Annotated in this window: 21 protein-coding genes; all 21 read right to left on the bottom strand. The window is 47.1% G+C overall.

Annotated elements, in window-relative coordinates:
- Positions 1-4: 4 nt before the first annotated feature.
- The 21 genes from QMA39_RS03515 to fliJ all read right to left on the bottom strand — a co-directional run bounded on the left by QMA39_RS03515 (position 5) and on the right by fliJ (position 18,830).
- Entirely contained in the window at positions 5-1,987 is a 1,983-nt protein-coding gene (locus tag QMA39_RS03515; RefSeq protein WP_281658002.1) for a chemotaxis protein CheA, read from the bottom strand.
- 4 nt (positions 1,988-1,991) lie between these two features.
- A complete protein-coding gene (locus QMA39_RS03510) occupies positions 1,992-3,038 on the bottom strand; it encodes a chemotaxis response regulator protein-glutamate methylesterase (RefSeq protein WP_281658001.1) in 1,047 nt (348 codons plus the stop codon).
- A complete protein-coding gene (locus tag QMA39_RS03505) occupies positions 3,038-3,907 on the bottom strand; it encodes a MinD/ParA family protein (RefSeq protein WP_281658000.1) in 870 nt (289 codons plus the stop codon). The genes QMA39_RS03510 and QMA39_RS03505 overlap by 1 nt, the downstream gene beginning before the upstream one ends.
- Positions 3,891-4,994: a flagellar biosynthesis protein FlhF gene (gene flhF, locus QMA39_RS03500; protein ID WP_281657999.1), complete on the bottom strand. Its 1,104-nt coding sequence runs from the start codon at positions 4,992-4,994 to the stop codon at positions 3,891-3,893. Before flhF ends, QMA39_RS03505 begins: the two co-directional genes overlap by 17 nt.
- Entirely contained in the window at positions 4,991-7,024 is a 2,034-nt protein-coding gene (gene flhA / locus QMA39_RS03495) for a flagellar biosynthesis protein FlhA (RefSeq protein ID WP_281657998.1), read from the bottom strand. Before flhA ends, flhF begins: the two co-directional genes overlap by 4 nt.
- A gap of 15 nt (positions 7,025-7,039) precedes the next feature.
- Positions 7,040-8,125, bottom strand: a complete 1,086-nt coding sequence (gene flhB, locus QMA39_RS03490) for a flagellar biosynthesis protein FlhB (RefSeq protein WP_027954222.1) — start codon at positions 8,123-8,125, stop codon at positions 7,040-7,042.
- 6 nt (positions 8,126-8,131) lie between these two features.
- Entirely contained in the window at positions 8,132-8,908 is a 777-nt protein-coding gene (gene fliR, locus QMA39_RS03485; protein WP_206932600.1) for a flagellar biosynthetic protein FliR, read from the bottom strand.
- Between the two features lie 2 nt (positions 8,909-8,910).
- Entirely contained in the window at positions 8,911-9,180 is a 270-nt protein-coding gene (fliQ, locus tag QMA39_RS03480) for a flagellar biosynthesis protein FliQ (protein ID WP_206932599.1), read from the bottom strand.
- Between the two features lie 12 nt (positions 9,181-9,192).
- Positions 9,193-9,858 (bottom strand): flagellar type III secretion system pore protein FliP, encoded by a 666-nt coding sequence (fliP, locus tag QMA39_RS03475; protein ID WP_281657997.1) that lies wholly within the window; start codon positions 9,856-9,858, stop codon positions 9,193-9,195.
- On the bottom strand, positions 9,851-10,474 hold the full coding sequence (locus tag QMA39_RS03470; protein WP_281657996.1) for a flagellar biosynthetic protein FliO: 624 nt from the start codon (positions 10,472-10,474) through the stop codon (positions 9,851-9,853). Before QMA39_RS03470 ends, fliP begins: the two co-directional genes overlap by 8 nt.
- Positions 10,475-10,514: 40 nt before the next feature.
- A complete protein-coding gene (locus tag QMA39_RS03465; protein ID WP_027954217.1) occupies positions 10,515-10,877 on the bottom strand; it encodes a response regulator in 363 nt (120 codons plus the stop codon).
- Between the two features lie 30 nt (positions 10,878-10,907).
- Positions 10,908-12,101: a flagellar motor switch phosphatase FliY gene (gene fliY, locus QMA39_RS03460; protein ID WP_281657995.1), complete on the bottom strand. Its 1,194-nt coding sequence runs from the start codon at positions 12,099-12,101 to the stop codon at positions 10,908-10,910.
- Entirely contained in the window at positions 12,094-13,095 is a 1,002-nt protein-coding gene (gene fliM, locus QMA39_RS03455) for a flagellar motor switch protein FliM (RefSeq protein ID WP_027954215.1), read from the bottom strand. Before fliM ends, fliY begins: the two co-directional genes overlap by 8 nt.
- A gap of 21 nt (positions 13,096-13,116) precedes the next feature.
- Positions 13,117-13,533 (bottom strand): flagellar basal body-associated protein FliL, encoded by a 417-nt coding sequence (fliL, locus tag QMA39_RS03450; protein WP_027954214.1) that lies wholly within the window; start codon positions 13,531-13,533, stop codon positions 13,117-13,119.
- A 4-nt stretch (positions 13,534-13,537) separates the two neighbouring features.
- The gene (locus QMA39_RS03445; RefSeq protein WP_027954213.1) at positions 13,538-13,747 is read right to left on the bottom strand and encodes a flagellar FlbD family protein; all 210 of its coding nucleotides are present in this window, start codon (positions 13,745-13,747) and stop codon (positions 13,538-13,540) included.
- Positions 13,748-13,781: 34 nt separating this feature from the next.
- The gene (gene flgG, locus QMA39_RS03440) at positions 13,782-14,675 is read right to left on the bottom strand and encodes a flagellar basal body rod protein FlgG (RefSeq protein WP_206932589.1); all 894 of its coding nucleotides are present in this window, start codon (positions 14,673-14,675) and stop codon (positions 13,782-13,784) included.
- Positions 14,676-14,758: 83 nt separating this feature from the next.
- Positions 14,759-15,127 (bottom strand): TIGR02530 family flagellar biosynthesis protein, encoded by a 369-nt coding sequence (locus QMA39_RS03435; RefSeq protein ID WP_206932583.1) that lies wholly within the window; start codon positions 15,125-15,127, stop codon positions 14,759-14,761.
- The gene (gene flgD / locus QMA39_RS03430) at positions 15,127-15,570 is read right to left on the bottom strand and encodes a flagellar hook assembly protein FlgD (RefSeq protein WP_027954210.1); all 444 of its coding nucleotides are present in this window, start codon (positions 15,568-15,570) and stop codon (positions 15,127-15,129) included. Before flgD ends, QMA39_RS03435 begins: the two co-directional genes overlap by 1 nt.
- An 8-nt stretch (positions 15,571-15,578) precedes the next feature.
- On the bottom strand, positions 15,579-17,648 hold the full coding sequence (locus QMA39_RS03425) for a flagellar hook-length control protein FliK (protein ID WP_281657994.1): 2,070 nt from the start codon (positions 17,646-17,648) through the stop codon (positions 15,579-15,581).
- Positions 17,649-17,788: 140 nt separating this feature from the next.
- Positions 17,789-18,373 carry a hypothetical protein gene (locus tag QMA39_RS03420; RefSeq protein WP_281657993.1) on the bottom strand — a complete coding sequence of 195 codons (585 nt, stop codon included), beginning with the start codon at positions 18,371-18,373 and terminating at the stop codon, positions 17,789-17,791.
- A gap of 4 nt (positions 18,374-18,377) precedes the next feature.
- A complete protein-coding gene (gene fliJ, locus QMA39_RS03415) occupies positions 18,378-18,830 on the bottom strand; it encodes a flagellar export protein FliJ (protein ID WP_027954207.1) in 453 nt (150 codons plus the stop codon).
- Positions 18,831-18,835: the final 5 nt, after the last annotated feature.

Below are 18,835 nucleotides of genomic sequence, written 5' to 3'. Positions count from 1 at the left end.
CCTTTTATTTGATTAACGCATTGCTGTCCAGGATTAATGCCACCTGACCATCACCAAGAATAGTGGCGCCGGAAATAGCAAACGCTCCGGATAGATAGTCACCGAGAGACTTCAAAACCACTTCCTGCTGTCCAATGAATGAGTGGACGACAAGAGCTGCCATCTTGTCACCTTTACGGACGATCACAACAGAATAATCATCTTCTTCTTCCCGTTCCACAGGCACCTGAAGAAGTTCTGTCAAGTAGACGAGCGGAATGACCCTGCCGCGGAAATCCATCACCCTTTTGTTATGGGCGTGCAGCAGATCTTTCTTCTTCACAATAGCGGTCTCTATAATAGAAGAAAGCGGGATGGCATATTTCTCTTTCTGCACCTCAACCAGCATGACAGAGATGATGGAAAGTGTCAGAGGGAGCTGGATGGAAAACCGGCTGCCTTCTCCAAACTCCGACTCAATTGTAATAGCCCCGCCAAGGGATTCGATGGTGTTCCTGACGACATCCAGGCCGACACCTCTCCCTGATATATCCGAAATCTGGTCAGCCGTGGAAAATCCACTTTCCATAATCAAATCAAACACTTGGGAATCAGACATTGCCTCGGCCTGCTCTTTTGTAACGACCTGATTTTTGACGGCTTTCTCGACCACTTTCGTACGGTTGATCCCTGCTCCGTCATCCTTGATTTCGATGAATACATGATTGCCACTGTGGTAAGCCTTTAATTCAATTTTCCCTGCCGCAGGTTTCCCTTTGGCTTCACGCTCATCAGGACTCTCAATGCCATGATCCACCGCATTCCTGATTAAATGGACGAGCGGATCTCCGATTTCATCGATAACGGTGCGGTCCAATTCTGTATCCGCGCCCGTAATGGTTAATTCCAGACGTTTATGTAAATCTTTTGAAAGCTGGCGGATCATACGCGGGAACCTGTTAAACACCTGGTCAACCGGAACCATACGCATGTTTAAAATGATGCTCTGCAGATCGCTGGATATTCTCGTCATATGCTCCACCGTTTCCTGAAGCTCCTGATGGGCAAGGTCGGCCGAAATCTGTTCCAAGCGTCCCCGGTCAATCACAAGTTCTTCAAACAAGTTCATAAGAGCATCCAGACGATCAATATTCACCCGGATCGTACGCCCGCTGGAGGATGGTTTACTCGTTTCTTTTCCTGCCCTGATGTTTGTTTCTGGTTGAGGCTGAGCCGGGGTTTGTTCCATCGATTGTGTTTCCTCTTCCTTATACAGCTCAACAGAAACGTGCTCCACCTCTGACACTTTTTCAATTTTTGCTTGGATGTCATCTTCTGACCCCTCTGAAATCAAAAGAACGGTAAAGCTGTTCTCAAACTCTTCATTTTCGAGTTTTTCAACAGATGGAGAGGCAGCGACGACTTCTCCCGCTTGTTCAAGAACTTCAAAAACCATATACACTCTCGCAGCTTTTAACAGGCAATCGTCCCGAAGGCGTGTGTGAATCACCAGCGCCTTATTCCCGGACTCTTCTGCCATATGGATCACATTCTTTGTAAATGCATCGATCTGGAGCTCTGTTTCTTGTGTTCCATCCAGAGGGTTTTGACTTATTAACAGCTGCTCTCCACCCTTTTCAACCGCTTCAAGTCTTCGGACGACGTTGTCTACATTCCGCTCCCCAGTCCCGCCATCAGCAATATCCATGACCATTGCTTCCAGGTCGTCGACCGCATCAAAGACGATGTCCAGCACCCCTTCATTCACTTGAAGCTGTTCATTGCGGACCGCATCCAGCACATTCTCCATGTTGTGGGTCAGGTCCGATAAATCCTGGTATCCCATCGTTGCCGCCATACCTTTCAAGGTATGGGCTGAACGGAAAATCTCATGGACGATAGCGGTATCCAGCGGGTTCTTTTCTAAAATAAGCAGATGATCATTGATGGCTTGGAGGTGTTCTTTACTTTCATCAATAAAGACTTCTAAATACTGATTCATTTCCATTTCTTTACCCCTTCTCTAGCGCATGCACGATTGCGGCGCTTATATTCGAGACATCTGTCACTTCATCAGCCAGTCCTGACTTAACGACCGCTTTCGGCATCCCATAGACGACACAGGATTGTTCAGATTCTGCAATCGTGTAGGTCGGACAGCTGCTTCGAAGCTTGATCATGCCTTCCAGTCCATCCGTGCCCATCCCGGTCATCACAACCGCTGTAACCATCCACCCTTGTACAGCAGCAAGGGACTGAAATAATGTATTGACGGACGGCCGATGTCCATTCACAGGTGCCTGGACATTTAATTCAAGGAAAAGCCCTTCCCCTTTCTGAACAACCGTCATATGAGTTCCTCCAGGAGCAATATAAGCGACACCATTTTTCAACTCTTCTTCATCTTCCCCCTCTTTGACGGTGATGGAAGAAAGCTTATCCAGCCGGTCAGCCAGGGTCTTAGTAAATCCCGGCGGCATATGCTGAACGACCAAAAGCGGCGCCGGCAGTTGTTCCGGAAGGGCGGCGAGTACCTTTTGAAGAGCTCTCGGTCCTCCTGTAGAGGTGCCGATCGCTACGACCCGTTTCTTCTTCCCCTTTTGGAATGAAACAGAGGGAGGATTTTCAACAGGATGGCTCCATGGCATAGTTCTTACCCTTGCTTCCGCCGCGCCTTTCACTTTCTTTATTACTTCAGCTTCTACTTTTTCCATATCAAGAGAGATAGCGCCCGAAGGTTTTGGTATGAAATCGACGGCGCCAAGTTCCATCGCCTTCAACGTGCTCTCGGCCCCATCTTTAGTAAGACTGGACACCATGACGACAGGCAGGGGTGTTTCCTTCATGATCCACTCCAGTGTGGACAGACCGTCCATGACAGGCATCTCCACATCCATCGTGATCACATCGGGTTGAACCTGCTTCAGTTTTTGAAGACAATCCCGTCCATTCCTGGCAGCACCCACCACCTTGATGCGCTGATCCCGCTGGAGCATATCGCTCAACACCCGTCTCATAAAGGCTGAGTCATCGACGACCAGTACTTTGATTTCTTTCACTACGCTTCCCCCTTCCTTACGAGTCGTTTTAATTTTTCCAAAAATCCCGGTTCTTCCAAATGGATCCTGTATGATGTGCGGTTTAAAAACCGTCCGGTGATTTGATCCACGGCCCGGCTCGCTTTTGCTGAAGGGGCATGGATCAGAAAAGGGACCTGGTTCAAAACAGCTTCAAGAACCTGCCGATCTTCAAGAACAACACCGAGCTGATGCACGTCAACATGTAAAAATCTATGCGCAGCCTCCTGCAGACGAGCCAATGTGCGTTCCCCCGATGGTCTGGTCTGCGCCCGATTGACGATAAACGAGAAAGGAAGTACGGGGTTTAGATATACCAGCTGTTTCATCAGTGCATAAGCGTCGGTAATCGACGTAGGCTCCGGCGTTGTCACAATAATGACTTCATGAGCGGAAAGCAGCCATGAGCGGCTGCTTTCTGTAATCCCCGCTCCCATATCAAGAAGGATGACATCATATATTTTCGAGACGTCTTCAAGCTGCTGGTTCAAAAATTCGTAGTCCTCTGCATTCATATTGAACAACTCTGTCAAACCAGATCCGCCGGCAGCATAATCGAGCCCGCCAGGCCCGTGTTCAATAATTTCCTGAAACGTCAGCCGGTTCCGAATAAGATCAGGCAGACTGAAAGCCGATGTTCGTCCTAAAAGAATATCCACATTCCCCATTCCGACATCCATGTCCAGCACCAACACTTTCCTCCCGGAGCGGCACAGGGATAAGGCCATATTTATCGTGATATTCGTTTTCCCGACCCCTCCTTTTCCGCTGGCAACGGCAACCACCCGCGCAGGAGGCTTGGATTCACGGGAAATCATACGTGTCCGAAGAAGCTCAGCCTGATCCTTCATCGGTATACCCCTTCATAAGCTGGACAGCTATTTTTCCGGGAGACATGCTTTGAATATCATCGGGCACGTCCTGTCCATTTGTAATATAGGCCGGCCCCCGTTTTTTCTCCAGGATCAGATTGACGGCATCCGCCAGCGTTGATGTTTCGTCTTCTTTTGTAAAAATAATCTTCTCCACAGGTAAGAAAGAAAAGTTATCATAAACCGCCTGCATGTCTGCATATTTACTCGTTAAGGATAAGACAAGAAAATGATCCGCCTGCTCTTCGAAATCAATCACCTTCTGGAGCTCTTCAATAAATGCACGATTCCGGTAGTTCCGCCCTGCGGTATCGATGAGAACAAGATCAACATCCGTCAGTTTTTCCTTCGCCAACCTGTAATCCTCCATGTTATAAGCCACCTCGACCGGGGCATTAAGAATTCCGGCATAGGTTTTCAACTGCTCAACTGCTCCAATTCTGTACGTATCGGTTGTTATGAACCCAACCTTCCACCCCTTATTCAACACCGCATCTCCGGCCAGCTTGGCCAGGGTGGTCGTCTTTCCGACTCCTGTCGGCCCGAACAAGTGAATGTACCGTTTCTGAAACGTATGCCCGGACGGAATCTGACGCAGCATGTCCGTCAATTCCTCTACCGCCATTCTCTTTACATCACCACGTTTGTTCGGAGGTTCATACTTTTCCAGTATGGAAGAGACAAGGATTTGAACGTATGGCTTTTGAAGCCCCTGTCCTGATAAATATTGTTCCAACTCCTGCATCAACGGGGACAAAGCTGGATTCCCTGTTGATCCATCTTGAATGATGGCTTTCAACTGAGTAATTTCATCCAGAATCTTCTGGTTTTCTCCATTATTCCCCTTATCCAGAAGTGGTTCAGAGGGTATTGCTTTCTTTCGTTCAACTGGAACATCCGGGTCCATACCTGCGACCACTTCTGTCATTTCTTTTTTAAACAACCCGAGAAAGCCCCCGTTTTTGATAACTTTAGAGCTTAAGATCACGGCTTCTGTTCCAAATTCACTTCTCACTTTTTTCATAACTTCCGGCATCGACACTCCGTGAAACTTTTTTATTCTCACGATACATTCACCACCCCGACACTCTGGACTTCTGCACTTGGATCTAATTCGTTATAAGAAAGCACGACGACCTGGGGCAGCGCCCGGTCCAGCAGCTGCTTCATGTACATTCGCACAGCCGGCGAACAAAGGACGACCGCCGTCTCCTCCTGAAGAGTGACCCGTTCGACCTGTTCAGCTACAGAGCGTAATACCGCCTGTTGCCTTTCAGGGTCAAGGGCAAGATAGCTGCCATGCTCCGTCTGCTTAATATGATCAGCGACCAGCTTCTCCACTTGACCGGAAACCGTAATCACTTTCATCTGATCATGACCACCCTTAAACTGACTCGTAATCTGTGCAGACAGAGACTGGCGCACATACTCACCTAACAATTCTGTATCATTGGTCATCTTCGCAAAATCGGCCAGTGTTTCAAAAATGACCGGCAGATTTTTAATTGAGATGTTTTCACGCAGCAGTTTGGCCAGCACTTTTTGAACATCCCCGACACTGAGTGGGTCAGGGGTGACTTCCTGAACCAATATTGGATAGGAGGCCTTCAAGTGATCGATCAGCTGCTGGGTTTCCTGACGGCCAAGGAGGGCGTGGGCATGACGCTTAATCACTTCCGTTATGTGAGTCGAAACGACAGACGGAGGATCGACAACGGTGTATCCTGACAGTTCCGCCTCATCTTTTACATCTTCTGTAATCCACTTAGCCGGCAGTCCAAACGCAGGTTCCACGGTATCCATGCCCTCGACTCCGTCATCCTCATCACCTGGGGTCATGGCCAGATAATGATCCAGCAGAAGCTCTCCACCTGCAACTTGGTTTCCTTTGATTTTCAACCGGTACTCGTTGGGACTGAGCTGAATGTTATCACGGATACGCACAACAGGAATGACAAGGCCGAGTTCTATGGCAAGCTGCCGCCGGATCATAACGATCCGATCGAGCAGATCTCCCCCCTGACTCGTGTCGGCGATAGGAATTAAGGCATAACCAAACTCAAATTCAATCGGATCCATACTAATAAGGTCAACCACATTTTCCGGCGACCGCATCTGATCCCCTTCTGCTTCATCGGTTTCCTCCGGTTCTTCAATGTCCTGCTTTTCAGACTGCCTGGAAAGGCGATACCCTCCAAACGCCAGCACTCCGGCGATCAGGCTCGTTAAGAAAATGGGAATCGGGGTCAGGCCGAGAAGGAAGATGGAGGCGGCTGCAATATAAAGAAGCTTTGGATAGCGGAGCAGCTGACTGGTCACATCAGAACTCAAATTCCCTTTTGAGGCGACTCTTGTGACTACAATTCCGGTTGCGGTCGATATGAGCAGGGCCGGAATCTGACTGACGAGTCCGTCACCAACGGTCAGACGCATATATGTATCAATAGCTTCATTAAAAGACATGCCCATCTGGGCCATGCCGATAATCAATCCAAAAATAATGTTGATGATCACGATAATAATTCCGGCGATGGCATCCCCTTTTACGAACTTACTGGCTCCGTCCATGGCTCCGTAAAAATCGGCCTCATTTTCAATTTTTCCCCGTCGTTCCTTAGCCTGATGTTCATTAATCATGCCTGCGTTTAAGTCGGCATCAATACTCATCTGTTTTCCCGGCATCGCATCAAGAGTGAAACGAGCAGCTACTTCGGAAACCCGTTCCGCCCCTTTGGTAATAACTAAAAATTGTATGATGACAAGGATGATGAATACAACAAAACCAACGAGAGGATTACCACCAATGACAAAAGTTCCGAAGGTTTCTACAACACCACCGGCTTCCGCCTCAGAAAGAATCGAACGCGTTGTTGATACGTTCAGACCAAGACGGAATAACGTAAGCAGCAGCAAAAGGGTCGGAAAGACGGCAAACTGGAGCGCCTCATCCATATTCATGGATACTAAAATAACGATAAGGGCGAGCGTGATATTAATAAGAATAAAAAAGCTGAGGAGCCACCCAGGTAAAGGTATAACAAGCATAATGATGATCAATATTACACCTAACAGGACGGATAAATCTCTTGGTGACATAAGGGCACTCCTTTCTTAAATCTTTTCCTGCAGCCGGTAGACGTAGGCGAGTATTTCAGCCACCGCTTTAAAAAACTCTTCATCAATCGGCTTGTCTATTTCACATTTGGCATAAAGCGATCTGGCCAGCGGTCTGTTTTCCACGGTTACAATGTCGTGCGCCCTGGCAATATCCTTAATTTTAAGGGCGAGAAAATCCACACCCTTAGCTACGACGATCGGAGCGTCAGATTCCTGGTCATCATACTTCACCGCAACAGCGTAATGGGTCGGGTTGGTAATGACGACATCAGCCTGTGGGACTTCACTCATCATCCTCGATGCTGACATCTGGCGCTGCTTTTCTTTGATTTTCGCTTTGATTTGAGGGTCACCCTCTATGTTTTTATACTCATCCTTTATGTCTTTTTTGGACATTCGGATGTTCTTCTCGTGATCATAACGCTGGTATGTATAATCGAGAACGGATAGGAGCAGCAGGGCCAGAGCTGAAGCGATTCCCATGATGACAGTAATCGTCCCGAAGAAAGACACGGCATCTTCCACCGATTTCTGCGACATCATCATCATCTGATCTTTGTTTATCCAAATGATAGAGAAGGTGATCACCCCGACGACGCTGATTTTCAGAAGAGACTTCAACAATTCCACAAGGGCTCGTGCAGAAAAAATCCGCTTGGCTCCTTTAATCGGATCGATTTTTTTCAAATCCGCCTTCAAAGGCTCCCCTGTGAACATGACGCCTACTTGAAGAAGGTTGGAAGCGATCCCTGCAACGACTGCAATACCCATGAGCGGGGCCGTCACCTTCGCTGTTTCCATCGTCATTTCAACAAAAATGGTATGAGTCTGCTCCTGTGTTAAGTCCTGATGCACATAATAAGTAAAAGCATGGCGGTACATATTCAATACCGCGTCCCTCATATATCCGCCAAGGAGAAAAAGGCCGCCGAACATAAACAACAGAAGGACCCCTGTGTTTACATCCTGACTTTTGGGTACCTGTCCTTTTTTTCTCGTATCCTGCCTCTTTTTTGGTGTTGCTTTTTCCGTCTTTTCATCGGCTGCGAAATATTGCAGATCCAACTTCATCCATGCCATTGTTCATCAGCCTCCAAGTACATCCATAAATCCCCTCATGGTTTCAAGCATCGTTTCGAACAGTATTTGAATCAGATAAACATAAAAACTCATTGCTATAACGAGAACGGACAGCGCGACAAAAATTTTCAAAGGCAGCCCCACAACAAACACGTTCAACTGTGGAACGGTCCGGGCGACGATTCCAAGGGCGATGTCAACAAGGAACAGACACCCAACGATAGGTACTGCCATTAAAAAAGCAATCATAAACATCTTATTGAACGACTGGATGACAAACATGATCCATCCTTCTTCTTTCATAGGAAGAAATTGATCAAGGCCGATGAATTGATAGCTGTAAAAAATTCCATCAATCATCAAATGATGACCATCGACGACTAAAATGAACAGTAATGTAATGATATACATATACTGGCCCACCAAAGGACTTTGAGCTCCTGTTTGAGGGTCGATCACATTGGCGACGGCAAAGCCCATTTGAAAATCGATGAACCCTCCGGCGATTTGTATGGCTCCCAGAATAATGTAAGCCAAAAGACCGACCCCAAGTCCCACGGCTGCCTCTTTTAAAAGCAGAAGAAAATAGGTCCCGTCCACCGTCATTTCAGGAACAGGAAGGGTGAAAACCATCAAGGCGGCTAAAAAAAAGCTGAACCCTACTTTATGAGTGACCGGTACTGTCCGATAAGAAAACAAAGGCAGGGATGCAAAAAAAGCGGCCACCCGGACGAAGACCAGCAGAAATGCCGGCAGATTCACGAGCGAAATCGATTCGATCATAGTCAGCCCACCAGCATATTCAAGTTATTAAAGATTTCCGCTGTGTATTCAACCATATTGGTAAGCATCCAAGGCCCAAAGACGATCAGTCCAATTAAAACGGCGACGATTTTCGGGATAAAGGCAAGCGTCTGTTCCTGAATCTGCGTTGTAGCCTGGAATATACTCACAACCAGCCCTACGGCTAATGCAAGAATCAAGAGGGGCCCTGAAATCAGCAGAACCGTATAAATTCCTTCCTTGGCAAATGAGATAACCATATTGCTATTCATCGTGGTTCCTCCTTAAAAGCCTTCCAGCAAGGATTTCGTTATTAAGAACCAGCCGTCCACGAGGACAAACAGCAGAATCTTAAACGGCAGGGAAATCATGACAGGTGGAAGCATCATCATTCCCATCGACATCAACACGCTGGCGACAGCCATATCAATGACTAAAAATGGTACAAAAATCATGAAACCCATTTGAAAAGCGGTTTTCAGTTCACTGATGGCAAAAGCAGGCACCAGTGTATTCAGCGGCACTTCCTGGATAGAAGAAGGAGCTTCCAGACCGGAATAATTCATAAATAAGGCCAGATCCTTCTGCCTTGTGTGTTTGCCCATGAACTCCTTCATCGGAGCACTCGCTTCGTCATACGCTTCATCTAATGTGATTTCCTCATTAAACAACGGGGTTAATGCCTGCTCGTTGACTTCCTCAAACGTAGGAGCCATGATAAAGAACGTCAGAAACAGAGCGATTCCTATCAACACCTGGTTGGGAGGCATCTGCTGAGTAGCCAGCGATGTCCGGACAAAGGACAAAACGATAAGAATCCTTGTAAAACTGGTCATTAAGATCAACAGACCGGGGGCCAGTGATAAAACCGTCAACAACAGCAGCAGTTTGACAGAGGTAGCGATGTTTTCAGGATCTGAGCTTGTAAAGATATCTACAAATTCATTCATGATCCTGTCCCCCTTTCGTTCTCTCCACTGCTTTTTTCTGTTTCTGTTTCATATCGTTCAGCTGGGTTTCAAAAAGCTGTTGGAATTGAAACGTCGAGGTATCTTTTTTTGACTCTTGATGACCGGGGAGTTTACGCAGCAGGTTCTGCACGGAAGCTGTTGGAATGGAAGGGCCCTGGTCCTTTTTCTGAAAAGAAGCCTTCGTATCCTGATCCGTAATTTCAGTGATCAACTCCACCGTATCTCCTACACCTAATAAAAACACCTGCTCCCCTACTCTTACAGCCTGTATGGAACGATTAGGACCGAGACTCATCCCCCCCAGGTTCTCCATAGTTCTTGATTGGTTCACCCACTGGTTTTTACGGTTGAACAATTTCAGCAATCCATAAATCAAGGCCACAACAAAAACCAGGGCCAGTCCGAGCTTCATGAAGTTCCACAGAAGCGAAGGCTGATCCTGTGCTGTTCCAGCGGCCGGCTCAGATGGATCCATATCCGCATCTGCACCAGGGCAGCCCTCCAGTTCCGGATTGGATAAACATTCGTTCACAGAGGGCTGGGCCATCGTTTGCAAAGGAAAAACCGTCAGCAGGAGGACCGTAAACATCAACATTGCTGATACTCTTGGTGCAGAAAACATCATATTCCCCGCTTCAGCTTAACGCTTTCTGAATCGCTTCAATCACACGGTCCGCCTGGAAAGGCTTCACAATAAAGTCCTTGGCGCCAGCCTGGATTGCGTCCACGACCATCGCCTGCTGCCCCATAGCTGAACACATGATGACTTTTGCGTCTGGATTAACCGCCTTAATTTCCTTCAACGCCGTAATCCCATCCATTTCCGGCATGGTGATATCCATCGTGACAAGATCCGGTTTTTCCTCTTTGTAAAGCTCCACTGCTTTCTGTCCATCTTCCGCTTCGCCGGCAATTTCATAGCCGTTTTTTGTTAAAATGTCCTTCACCATCATACGCATGAACGCTGCATCATCTACAATTAGTATTCTTTCTCCCATTTCTCTTCCTCCTGTCATATCGTTCCTGTATTAACGTAATTTTGTCAGTCGGTCCTTTGGACTTAAAATATCAGTCACCCGCACACCGAAATTTTCATCGATGACGACGACTTCCCCTTTAGCCATCAACTTTTCATTCACATGAATGTCGACAGGCTCACCGGCGAGTTTATCCAGTTCCACAACAGACCCTGCAGACAATTCAAGAATGTCCTTCACCGTCCGTTTCGTCCTTCCCAGTTCCACCGTGACTTTTAACGGGATGTCCATCAGCATATCAAGGTTTTTATGAGCGGTTCCTGTCATTGATGGAGACTGCTCGAACTGTTGGAACTGTGCATGCTGCACATCTGCATCCTGAGCACTGCGGCCTGCAGGCCCCCCCACATACTGCGGATCAGCCGGATGCTCTTCAAATTCTGTAACTTCACGATCCGGTGAAGTACCTGAAGACGACTGCGGTTCTTCAGGTGAAGAAGGCCCGTTTTGTTCCAACACTTGTTTTTCATCTGAAATGTTAGGTTCACTTGTTTGAGAGCCTTCCGGATCGAGAAGCTGCTCTACCAGGTCTTTAGCAAAATTCAGTGGAATCAACTGCATGATTTTCGAGTCGATCAATGTTCCAATTTTGAGTTGAAAGGCTACATTGACTAACGTTTCCTCCTCAGGGATCATATCCTCCCCGGATTGATCCTCCAAGTCCAGCACATTGATCGACGGTGGAGAAATATCCACTTTCTTATTAAAGATGGTGGACATACTCGTAGCTGCGGACCCCATCATCTGATTCATAGCTTCCTGAACGGCACTTAATGCGATTTCATTCAAGTTTTCGTCCGGGTTCAGACCATCCCCCCCGAGCATCAAATCAGCGATGATGGCTGCATCCTTCGTCTTCATAACAAACACATTTTCCCCTGTGAATCCGTCTGTATAAGTCACTCCGACGGCGACATGGGGTTTGGGAAATTCGTCCGCCAGATCCTTCCGGTACACAACAGCGATCTCCGGCGTAGTGATCTCTACTTTTTGATTGAGCAGAGAAGACAGCGCAGTTGCGGAGCTTCCAAACGATATATTTCCGATCTCGCCGAGCGCATCTTCCTCAAGAATGGCCAGATGCGACTCTTTGGGAGACAGATCTGAATCTTTATTGCTGCCTGTGTCACCCCCGCCATTCAATAACGCATCAATTTCGTCCTGGGATAACATGTCATCACTCATCTTCCCCGCCTCCTTTTGTAAATTCGTCTAATATTTGAACAGCCATCTTACTTTTCACCTGTCCAGGCTGAATGTAAAATTTCGGTTCATCATCCACTTTCATAATCATCGGATGTTCGATGGATTGATCAAGTCGGATGACATCATTTTCATCAAGGTTCAAAAACTGCTCAATACTCATATCCGCCTCTCCGAGAACGGCAAGGACATTAAGCTCTGCTCCCTGGATCGTCCGGCTGATCGCTTCAAAGTCTTCCGGATTTCTTTCTTTGGACTGCTCTTTCTGCATCCAGTAATGGACGGAAAGCTTCGGAATGATCGGCTCTAATACAACGTGTGGAATACAGACGTTGATCATGCCGCTCGTTTCTCCGATCGTCGTGTTCAATGAAACAACGATGACGGTCTCATTGGGAGAAACCATCTGAAGGAATTGAGGGTTTACCTCGAAATCCTCAAGCATAGGATCGATGTCCACAATCGATCCCCATGCCTCCTGATAATTTTCAAGCGCTCGTTCAAACAGGTGGGACATAATCGTCGTTTCAATCTCGGTCAAATTATCCACCTTGTTCACACTGCTCCCACGGCCTCCAAGAACGCGGTCCAGCATGGCGTAAGCGACGTTCGGGTTGGCTTCGAGCAGAATACGCCCTTCCAGTGGAGGGACGCTGAAAATATTTAAAATGGTCATGGCTGGGATCGACCGGATAAATTCCTCATAAGGAAGCTGGTCCACCGACGCTACCTGTATATCTACATACGTGCGTAACTGCGCAGAAAAGTAAGTTGTCAGCAGCCTGGAGAAATTCTCGTGAATTCTAGACAGGCTTCGGACCTGATCCTTGGAAAATCTCAAGGCCCGCTTAAAATCATACACTCTGACTTTCTTTTCTTTTTCTTCTTTCTTTAATTCCTCGGCGTCCATCTCTCCTGAAGACAGTGCAGATAGAAGGGAATCTATTTCATTTTGTGAGAGAACCTCTTCCGCCAAATTTTCTCCCCCTTCCTTCGATTATTGAAGGACTTTGTTTACGGTATAAACGTCCGTGACTTTACCTTCTGTAAGAAGCTCGTTCATCTTTAATTTCATCTTTTCCTCTAAATCAGAAATTCCAGATTGAAAGCTTTCCGACTTCATCACAGATAATTCCTTAATCAATGTATTGCTGATTTGGAAATCTCTCTTTTCCAGTTCCTTTTTCGTAGCTGTGCTGTCTGTGACGACTTGAAAGCTGATCCTCACATAGCTTCCATCTTTCAAGTCCGTGGTGATCTCCTCTGTTACAAATGAGGCCTCCCGGATATCATCAATGCTGCGTTCTCCGGATGCTTCTTCTCCGCCATTGACGTTCAGGACGAAAACAAGCGCAACAACACCGAGAATCGTTAAGGTACTTAACGTGATGATCATTCCTTTGAAAATGTTCATCTTTTTACTCACCTGCCTTATCTGCAGCCTGGATCAGGCCTATGCTGCGAAAATAGTCCGTTACCTTCAGAGCCACTTCTTCCTCTGATTCCAACACGAGAAATGTACGACCGCGGGCAGTGGTGATGGTCGTATCCGGATTAGACTGGACCTGTTCTATGTAAATCGCATTATAGGTGAAAGATTGTCCGTTTAACTTTGTCAATGTAATCATAGAAAGGAGGAGGGTCGGCACCCTCCGTCTCTCCTTATCGCTTCAGATTGACTAGTTCCTGCAGAATCTCATCAGAAGTGGTGATGATTTTCGTATTGGCCTGGAATCCACGCTGGGATGTAATCATTTCGGTGAACTGATCGGCGAGGTCGACATTGGACATTTCAAGCGCCCCTGCAATCATGCCGCCTGTTCCATTCTGACCGGCAACGGATAGATCAGACACGTCATTCAATTCATCGTCATTTGCATTACTGCTTATAAAACCAGAGTTGGGCGTTGCACGATATTCATTTCCGCCGACTTTCTCAAGACCGCCGGGATTGGAAAATTTGGCAAGCATAATTTGACCCGCCTGCTGAACGTTATTATTTGCATCAATGTAGTTGACGGTTCCATCCGTCTGGACACTGAAGCTCTGTGCATCATCAGGAATAGTAATCGCACCATCGTTACCAATGACATACTTCCCACTGTTATTGACGAGTGAGCCATCATCATCCAAGTAAAAGTTCCCTGCTCTCGTGAAACTGATCTGCAGTTGTGAAAGATCTGTGTTTCCTCCACCAACGTTAACGCCAGCCGTTCCCGCTTCCGCAAGCACAAACATGCCGTCTCCTTCAAGCGCAAGATCAAGTGGACGACCGGTGGACTGACGATTCCCCTGTGTATGGATGGTATCGATGGAGCCGATTTGTGTCCCAAGACCGACCTGGGTTGCATTCAGTCCCCCTGTCACATTGCCACCATTATCATTTGCAATCGGACCTTGGGCATTGGACATCGTCTGACTCATCATATCCTGAAAAGTTACGCGTCCCTGTTTGAAGCCGTATGTGTTCACGTTGGCAATATTGTTGCCGATCGTATCTAATTTTGTTTGAAAACCTTTCATTCCAGAAACTCCTGAATATAGTGAACGTAGCATGTAGTCAACATTCCTTTCGGGTTTTAATGCCGGTGCTTCTGTCCTTCCGCCCCAGCTGCGGCTTCCCTTCATACGGGTCCAGCCTATTCATTGATAAAAATGGTGCCATTGATATTCGTAAAGATTTGCGACTGCGTTTCCTCCCGGTTCATCGCGGTTACGACGGTTCGATTCTTCGTACTGACGATCAGCGCTGCTTCATTTGTCAATACAAGAGAATCGGTCACGCCCTTGGTTTCAGCTTCCTGCATTTTTGCAGAGATCTGTTCCCAGGAAGACGGCGCAATGGAAATGTTTCTTGTTTTCAGGCGCTGCTCCGCATGTTTGCTGATTTTCAACCCTGCTGCTTCCTCCAGGGCGTTCTTAAATGAAGCGGACGTTTCTTTCTCTGTTCTTATGCTGGTCTGCCTTCCCATTAAAGGGGGCTGGACAGCATGGATGCGCGGGTCCATCAGGTTTCCTGCTTTCCTGATCCGCTCTCTTGACTCACCTTTGTCAAATCCTGTACTGATACAAGACTGCCGGACTGCAGTTCAACATATGTGCCATCTTCTTTTTGGTTAACAGCAGCAACGACATCTGTCTTCAAACCTCCCTGATCCTTGGAAGAATACGTAACTTCCTTTCCGATTAAATGACTGTAGGTAATCAAGGAAGACATGTTCTGCTGCTCTGTGAAGGACTGAAAAGCTGTCGACATATTCGTCATCTGTTCCAGACTTGAGAACTGCGTCATTTGAGAAACAAACTCTTGATCTTTCATAGGATCAAGCGGGTTTTGATTTTGAATTTGAGTCATCAGGATTTTCAGAAAATCATCCTTTTCAAGGATGTTGCTTCCGGATGTATGGGGCTGCTGATTTTTCAAATAAAAGGACGGATCAATCGAAGTCACGGAACCACCTACACTTTCTCATTCATTAATATATCTTCAAAGGAAGCGCCATCCTCCCCTTCCTCTTCTTCATTCACATGCTGCCTGTCTTCTTTCTCCCCGCGTGACTCATCAGACGATCCATGTTCATCAGCAGTCTGCGCGCTGGAATGGTGCTGTGTGAATGCCAAGGCGTCATTTTTTTCAACCACTACCTGCTGGGGTGAGAACATAGGCCTCAAGTGATGAAGGTTCCCTTCAAGGAGTTCCTTTGCTGCCTGGGTCTGCACCATTAGTTTGACAATCATCTCACCATTCTGCTGGGTCACCTGTACCATCATGTTTCCCAGGCTCCCTGGTTTCAATTGGATCTGCATTTCCTTCATCCCTGATGAATGTGTCAACAAGCGGCTGTTATGGACCATCCGCTCCAGTTCCTGCAGAAAACCAGCAGGACGGGTCTGATCACTTCCCGTTTGATTCACATGGAGGACAAATTGTTCGACTTTAGACATCGCTCCAGAAGTCCCCGTCCAGGATGGTGTATAGGCTTCATCCGCACCGGCTGTGTTTTTTAATGTTTCCTGGACCCACCTGCCCATCTCTCTTCCCGTCAAAGGGTGTTGCTGCTGATAGGTTTGAGGGAGCTTCTGATGCTGCTCCAGGCGTGCAGCAAGCTGTAGAAAAACTTGTTTCTCGACCGGGGCATCACGGAACAGCCGGTCGATGACGTCCTGTTTCCCAGAATCCATGGAAGCCTGATGAACGGATTTTGTCAGCGGAATCAGTATTTTTTTTAAATCTGACCCTGCCTGCTCACCATTCCTGACGGCCTCAACCAAACTCCTGAACTGTTTTGAAAAGGACATCAGCGATGGTTCGACGTCCAGAGCTGCCCCTGCAGGCACACGATTGAGAACACTCTGAGGCAGAACGTCTCCTTTTTCTACACTGGCAGATGCATCAATGACCTGCCCCCCTCTGAGCAGGGCTGTAAGCATATCCTTCACTTTTGGGTGGCTTTCCCGAAAAAGAGAAGCCATTTCAACCGCTGCATCATCCGGATGCATGTTTTGCAAAGCTGCCGCTATAGGAGCAAACTCCCTGGTGATAGAATCAATGGCTTCAATGCCCTCCCTGCGAGAAGCCAGATGCAGGAGTGATTGATGAAAATCTCTCCATCCATTTGAAAGGGCGGTGGTTGCACTTACCGCTTCATCTTGGAGAGCCGTTTGGGAATGATCACCCTTTGTTTCCCGAGTGATGAACAGGGACTGCGTATTCCCAATTGCGTGCAGCTGATCTTCGAGATCTGTCATCGCTGCCTGCTCTCCATCTGCACCAGCTATTGAATTCAATGATTCCAATAAATCTTCCAGTTGAGAAACGAAAGTCTCGACGGCTTCTTTTGTTACAAAAAGTGGACGTTCCTGTTCACGGACATTTCCTTCTGCTCTAACCTTCTCAAGCATCCGAACTGTTTCTTCATTTTTTATCGAGGAATTTTCTTGAAAATCAAATGACAAGGGAATATCCCCTTGTTCCTTTAGTTGAGATAGTCTGTTCAAACCTGCCGGCATCCCTTCCGTCACCGAATCGGGAGGGGATGATAATCGTGACCCGGATGTTTTCGGTATAAACGATGTCAAAAATAAGTTCAAATCATGATCCTTGTCCACGACCGGAGGACTTCCCGTCTTCTGTTCTTCCGACTGCCTTACAGAGGACGTACCAACGGAAACTAATTTCCTTAACACTTCCAGTGATTGTTCCTCACCAGGCCCCCTATTTTTCACAGGGGGATGTTGGTCAGCAACCTCGGACGGCACACCCTGCACCGGCTTTATTTCCGTCTGCAGATCAGCCTTGATACTCGATGATTTTCCGGAATGCATCAAGAGAAACTTCTGGAATTCTCCCTGAATACGGGCCCATTGATTATGTATATCCCATCCGTCGTTTTCAGAGACAGCTTTTGGGGACAAGGACTTTACCTGCTGCCCAACTTCATTGATCAACTGCTGCATTTGATTCGTCAGCTCTTCCAGGACTTCGTTTTCGTTGGTATCCGCCGGTAAAGTTGTACCAATCTCAGACATTTTTACAGCCTGAAGCGCTTGTTTGAATGTAAGCCCATCAGTCTTAGGAGAAGGGCTCGTGAGTGACTGCGTGGGTACCGACCTTGGAACTAATGAAAATAGCGTCGTTATCTTCTTCACCCCCTTTTCAAATGTGCCGTTTATTCATCCATTAAACGTACGGCAATCTCGGCTGCGGCTGCCGATTCCATAGCGCCTAAAATCGTTCCACGTTCTTTATTCGTAATCTCTTTTAGAACGAGTACAGCTTTATCCTGATTCATTTCCTGTAAAATGGGTGCTGCATCTTCTGCGTCCATCTCACGGAATGACAAGGCCAGATCCTTCACGGAGTCTTCAGCCTCCTCTTCCTGCACTGACGGCTGGGAAGCTTCTTCCAAATCGGCTTGAAGCTGAAGGATTTGTCTATCCTTCTCTTCCATCAATGATTCTTTATCTGAAGCCTCCTGTTTCAATTGGCTGATTTCAGCTTCTTTGTTTGCCAGTGCTGCCTCCAGACGGTCACTGGTATCCCCGGTAGATTCTGCTTCATTGGAAGAAGTGATTGTTGAGAGTCCCGGAATGGCAGACGCAGCTTTTCCAACCTGTTTGGAAACGTTCATCCCTGACAGTGTCAGTGCTACCCATGCGAGAACACCAAGAAAGATAAAAGGAATGAAGACAGCGAGCATGATTTTACCTAAGGAACGCTCTTTTGTTGGGTTGTTTTTTATTTTTCCAGCCATACCATCACCTGTTTAAGAAATTTAAGTATTGATTCATGGACAGTTCATCCATGCGTGCATTTTCTTCGTGTTTCATCCACTGCACTTCTTCTTCTTCCTTCATTTCTATTAATTTTTCATACTTTTTCACTTCGATGTAAGCATCTGTGAGAACAGTTTGAGCGTGCTCCATTTTCATACGGGCCTGTTGGACGGACGGCTGCAGATCATCAACGATGGCTTCTAAATGTTCAATATACTGCCGGTGTTGAACAAAAGCGGCGGCCTGGAGAGTCCCCCGTGATAAGGAATCGTTGAACTGTTCAACTGCCGTCTCTTTTTCCCTGAGCCTTTCATACAGCTCGCCGGCCCGTTTTTCAAAGGTTTCCACTGTTTTTTGGTACTCTTTCTGCTTTTCATGCTTGTCTTTATCTCTCAAGTCCTTAATCTTTTGATAGGTTTGAACAACGGCCGTCATTTACA

Origin of the sequence: Halobacillus sp. Cin3 (assembly GCF_947311855.1) — a bacterium.
Taxonomy (GTDB): Bacteria; Bacillota; Bacilli; order Bacillales; family Halobacillaceae; genus Halobacillus; species Halobacillus kuroshimensis.
Note: the sequence above shows the minus strand (reverse complement) of the source record. Positions and strands in the feature narration are given on the sequence as shown.

Bases quoted from the DNA above. Each gene is read 5' to 3' on its own strand.
- QMA39_RS03515 (WP_281658002.1), bottom strand. From the start codon at position 1,987: ATGGAAATGAATCAGTATTTAGAAGTCTTTATTGATGAAAGTAAAGAA.
- QMA39_RS03505 (WP_281658000.1), bottom strand. From the start codon at position 3,907: ATGAAGGATCAGGCTGAGCTTCTTCGGACACGTATGATTTCCCGTGAA.
- flhA (WP_281657998.1), bottom strand. From the start codon at position 7,024: ATGTCACCAAGAGATTTATCCGTCCTGTTAGGTGTAATATTGATCATC.
- flhB (WP_027954222.1), bottom strand. From the start codon at position 8,125: ATGGCATGGATGAAGTTGGATCTGCAATATTTCGCAGCCGATGAAAAG.
- fliR (WP_206932600.1), bottom strand. From the start codon at position 8,908: ATGATCGAATCGATTTCGCTCGTGAATCTGCCGGCATTTCTGCTGGTC.
- fliQ (WP_206932599.1), bottom strand. From the start codon at position 9,180: ATGAATAGCAATATGGTTATCTCATTTGCCAAGGAAGGAATTTATACG.
- fliP (WP_281657997.1), bottom strand. From the start codon at position 9,858: ATGAATGAATTTGTAGATATCTTTACAAGCTCAGATCCTGAAAACATC.
- QMA39_RS03470 (WP_281657996.1), bottom strand. From the start codon at position 10,474: ATGTTGATGTTTACGGTCCTCCTGCTGACGGTTTTTCCTTTGCAAACG.
- QMA39_RS03465 (WP_027954217.1), bottom strand. From the start codon at position 10,877: ATGGGAGAAAGAATACTAATTGTAGATGATGCAGCGTTCATGCGTATG.
- fliY (WP_281657995.1), bottom strand. From the start codon at position 12,101: ATGAGTGATGACATGTTATCCCAGGACGAAATTGATGCGTTATTGAAT.
- fliL (WP_027954214.1), bottom strand. From the start codon at position 13,533: ATGAACATTTTCAAAGGAATGATCATCACGTTAAGTACCTTAACGATT.
- QMA39_RS03445 (WP_027954213.1), bottom strand. From the start codon at position 13,747: ATGATTACATTGACAAAGTTAAACGGACAATCTTTCACCTATAATGCG.
- flgG (WP_206932589.1), bottom strand. From the start codon at position 14,675: ATGCTACGTTCACTATATTCAGGAGTTTCTGGAATGAAAGGTTTTCAA.
- QMA39_RS03435 (WP_206932583.1), bottom strand. From the start codon at position 15,127: ATGGACCCGCGCATCCATGCTGTCCAGCCCCCTTTAATGGGAAGGCAG.
- QMA39_RS03425 (WP_281657994.1), bottom strand. From the start codon at position 17,648: ATGTCTGAGATTGGTACAACTTTACCGGCGGATACCAACGAAAACGAA.
- QMA39_RS03420 (WP_281657993.1), bottom strand. From the start codon at position 18,373: ATGGCTGGAAAAATAAAAAACAACCCAACAAAAGAGCGTTCCTTAGGT.
- fliJ (WP_027954207.1), bottom strand. From the start codon at position 18,830: ATGACGGCCGTTGTTCAAACCTATCAAAAGATTAAGGACTTGAGAGAT.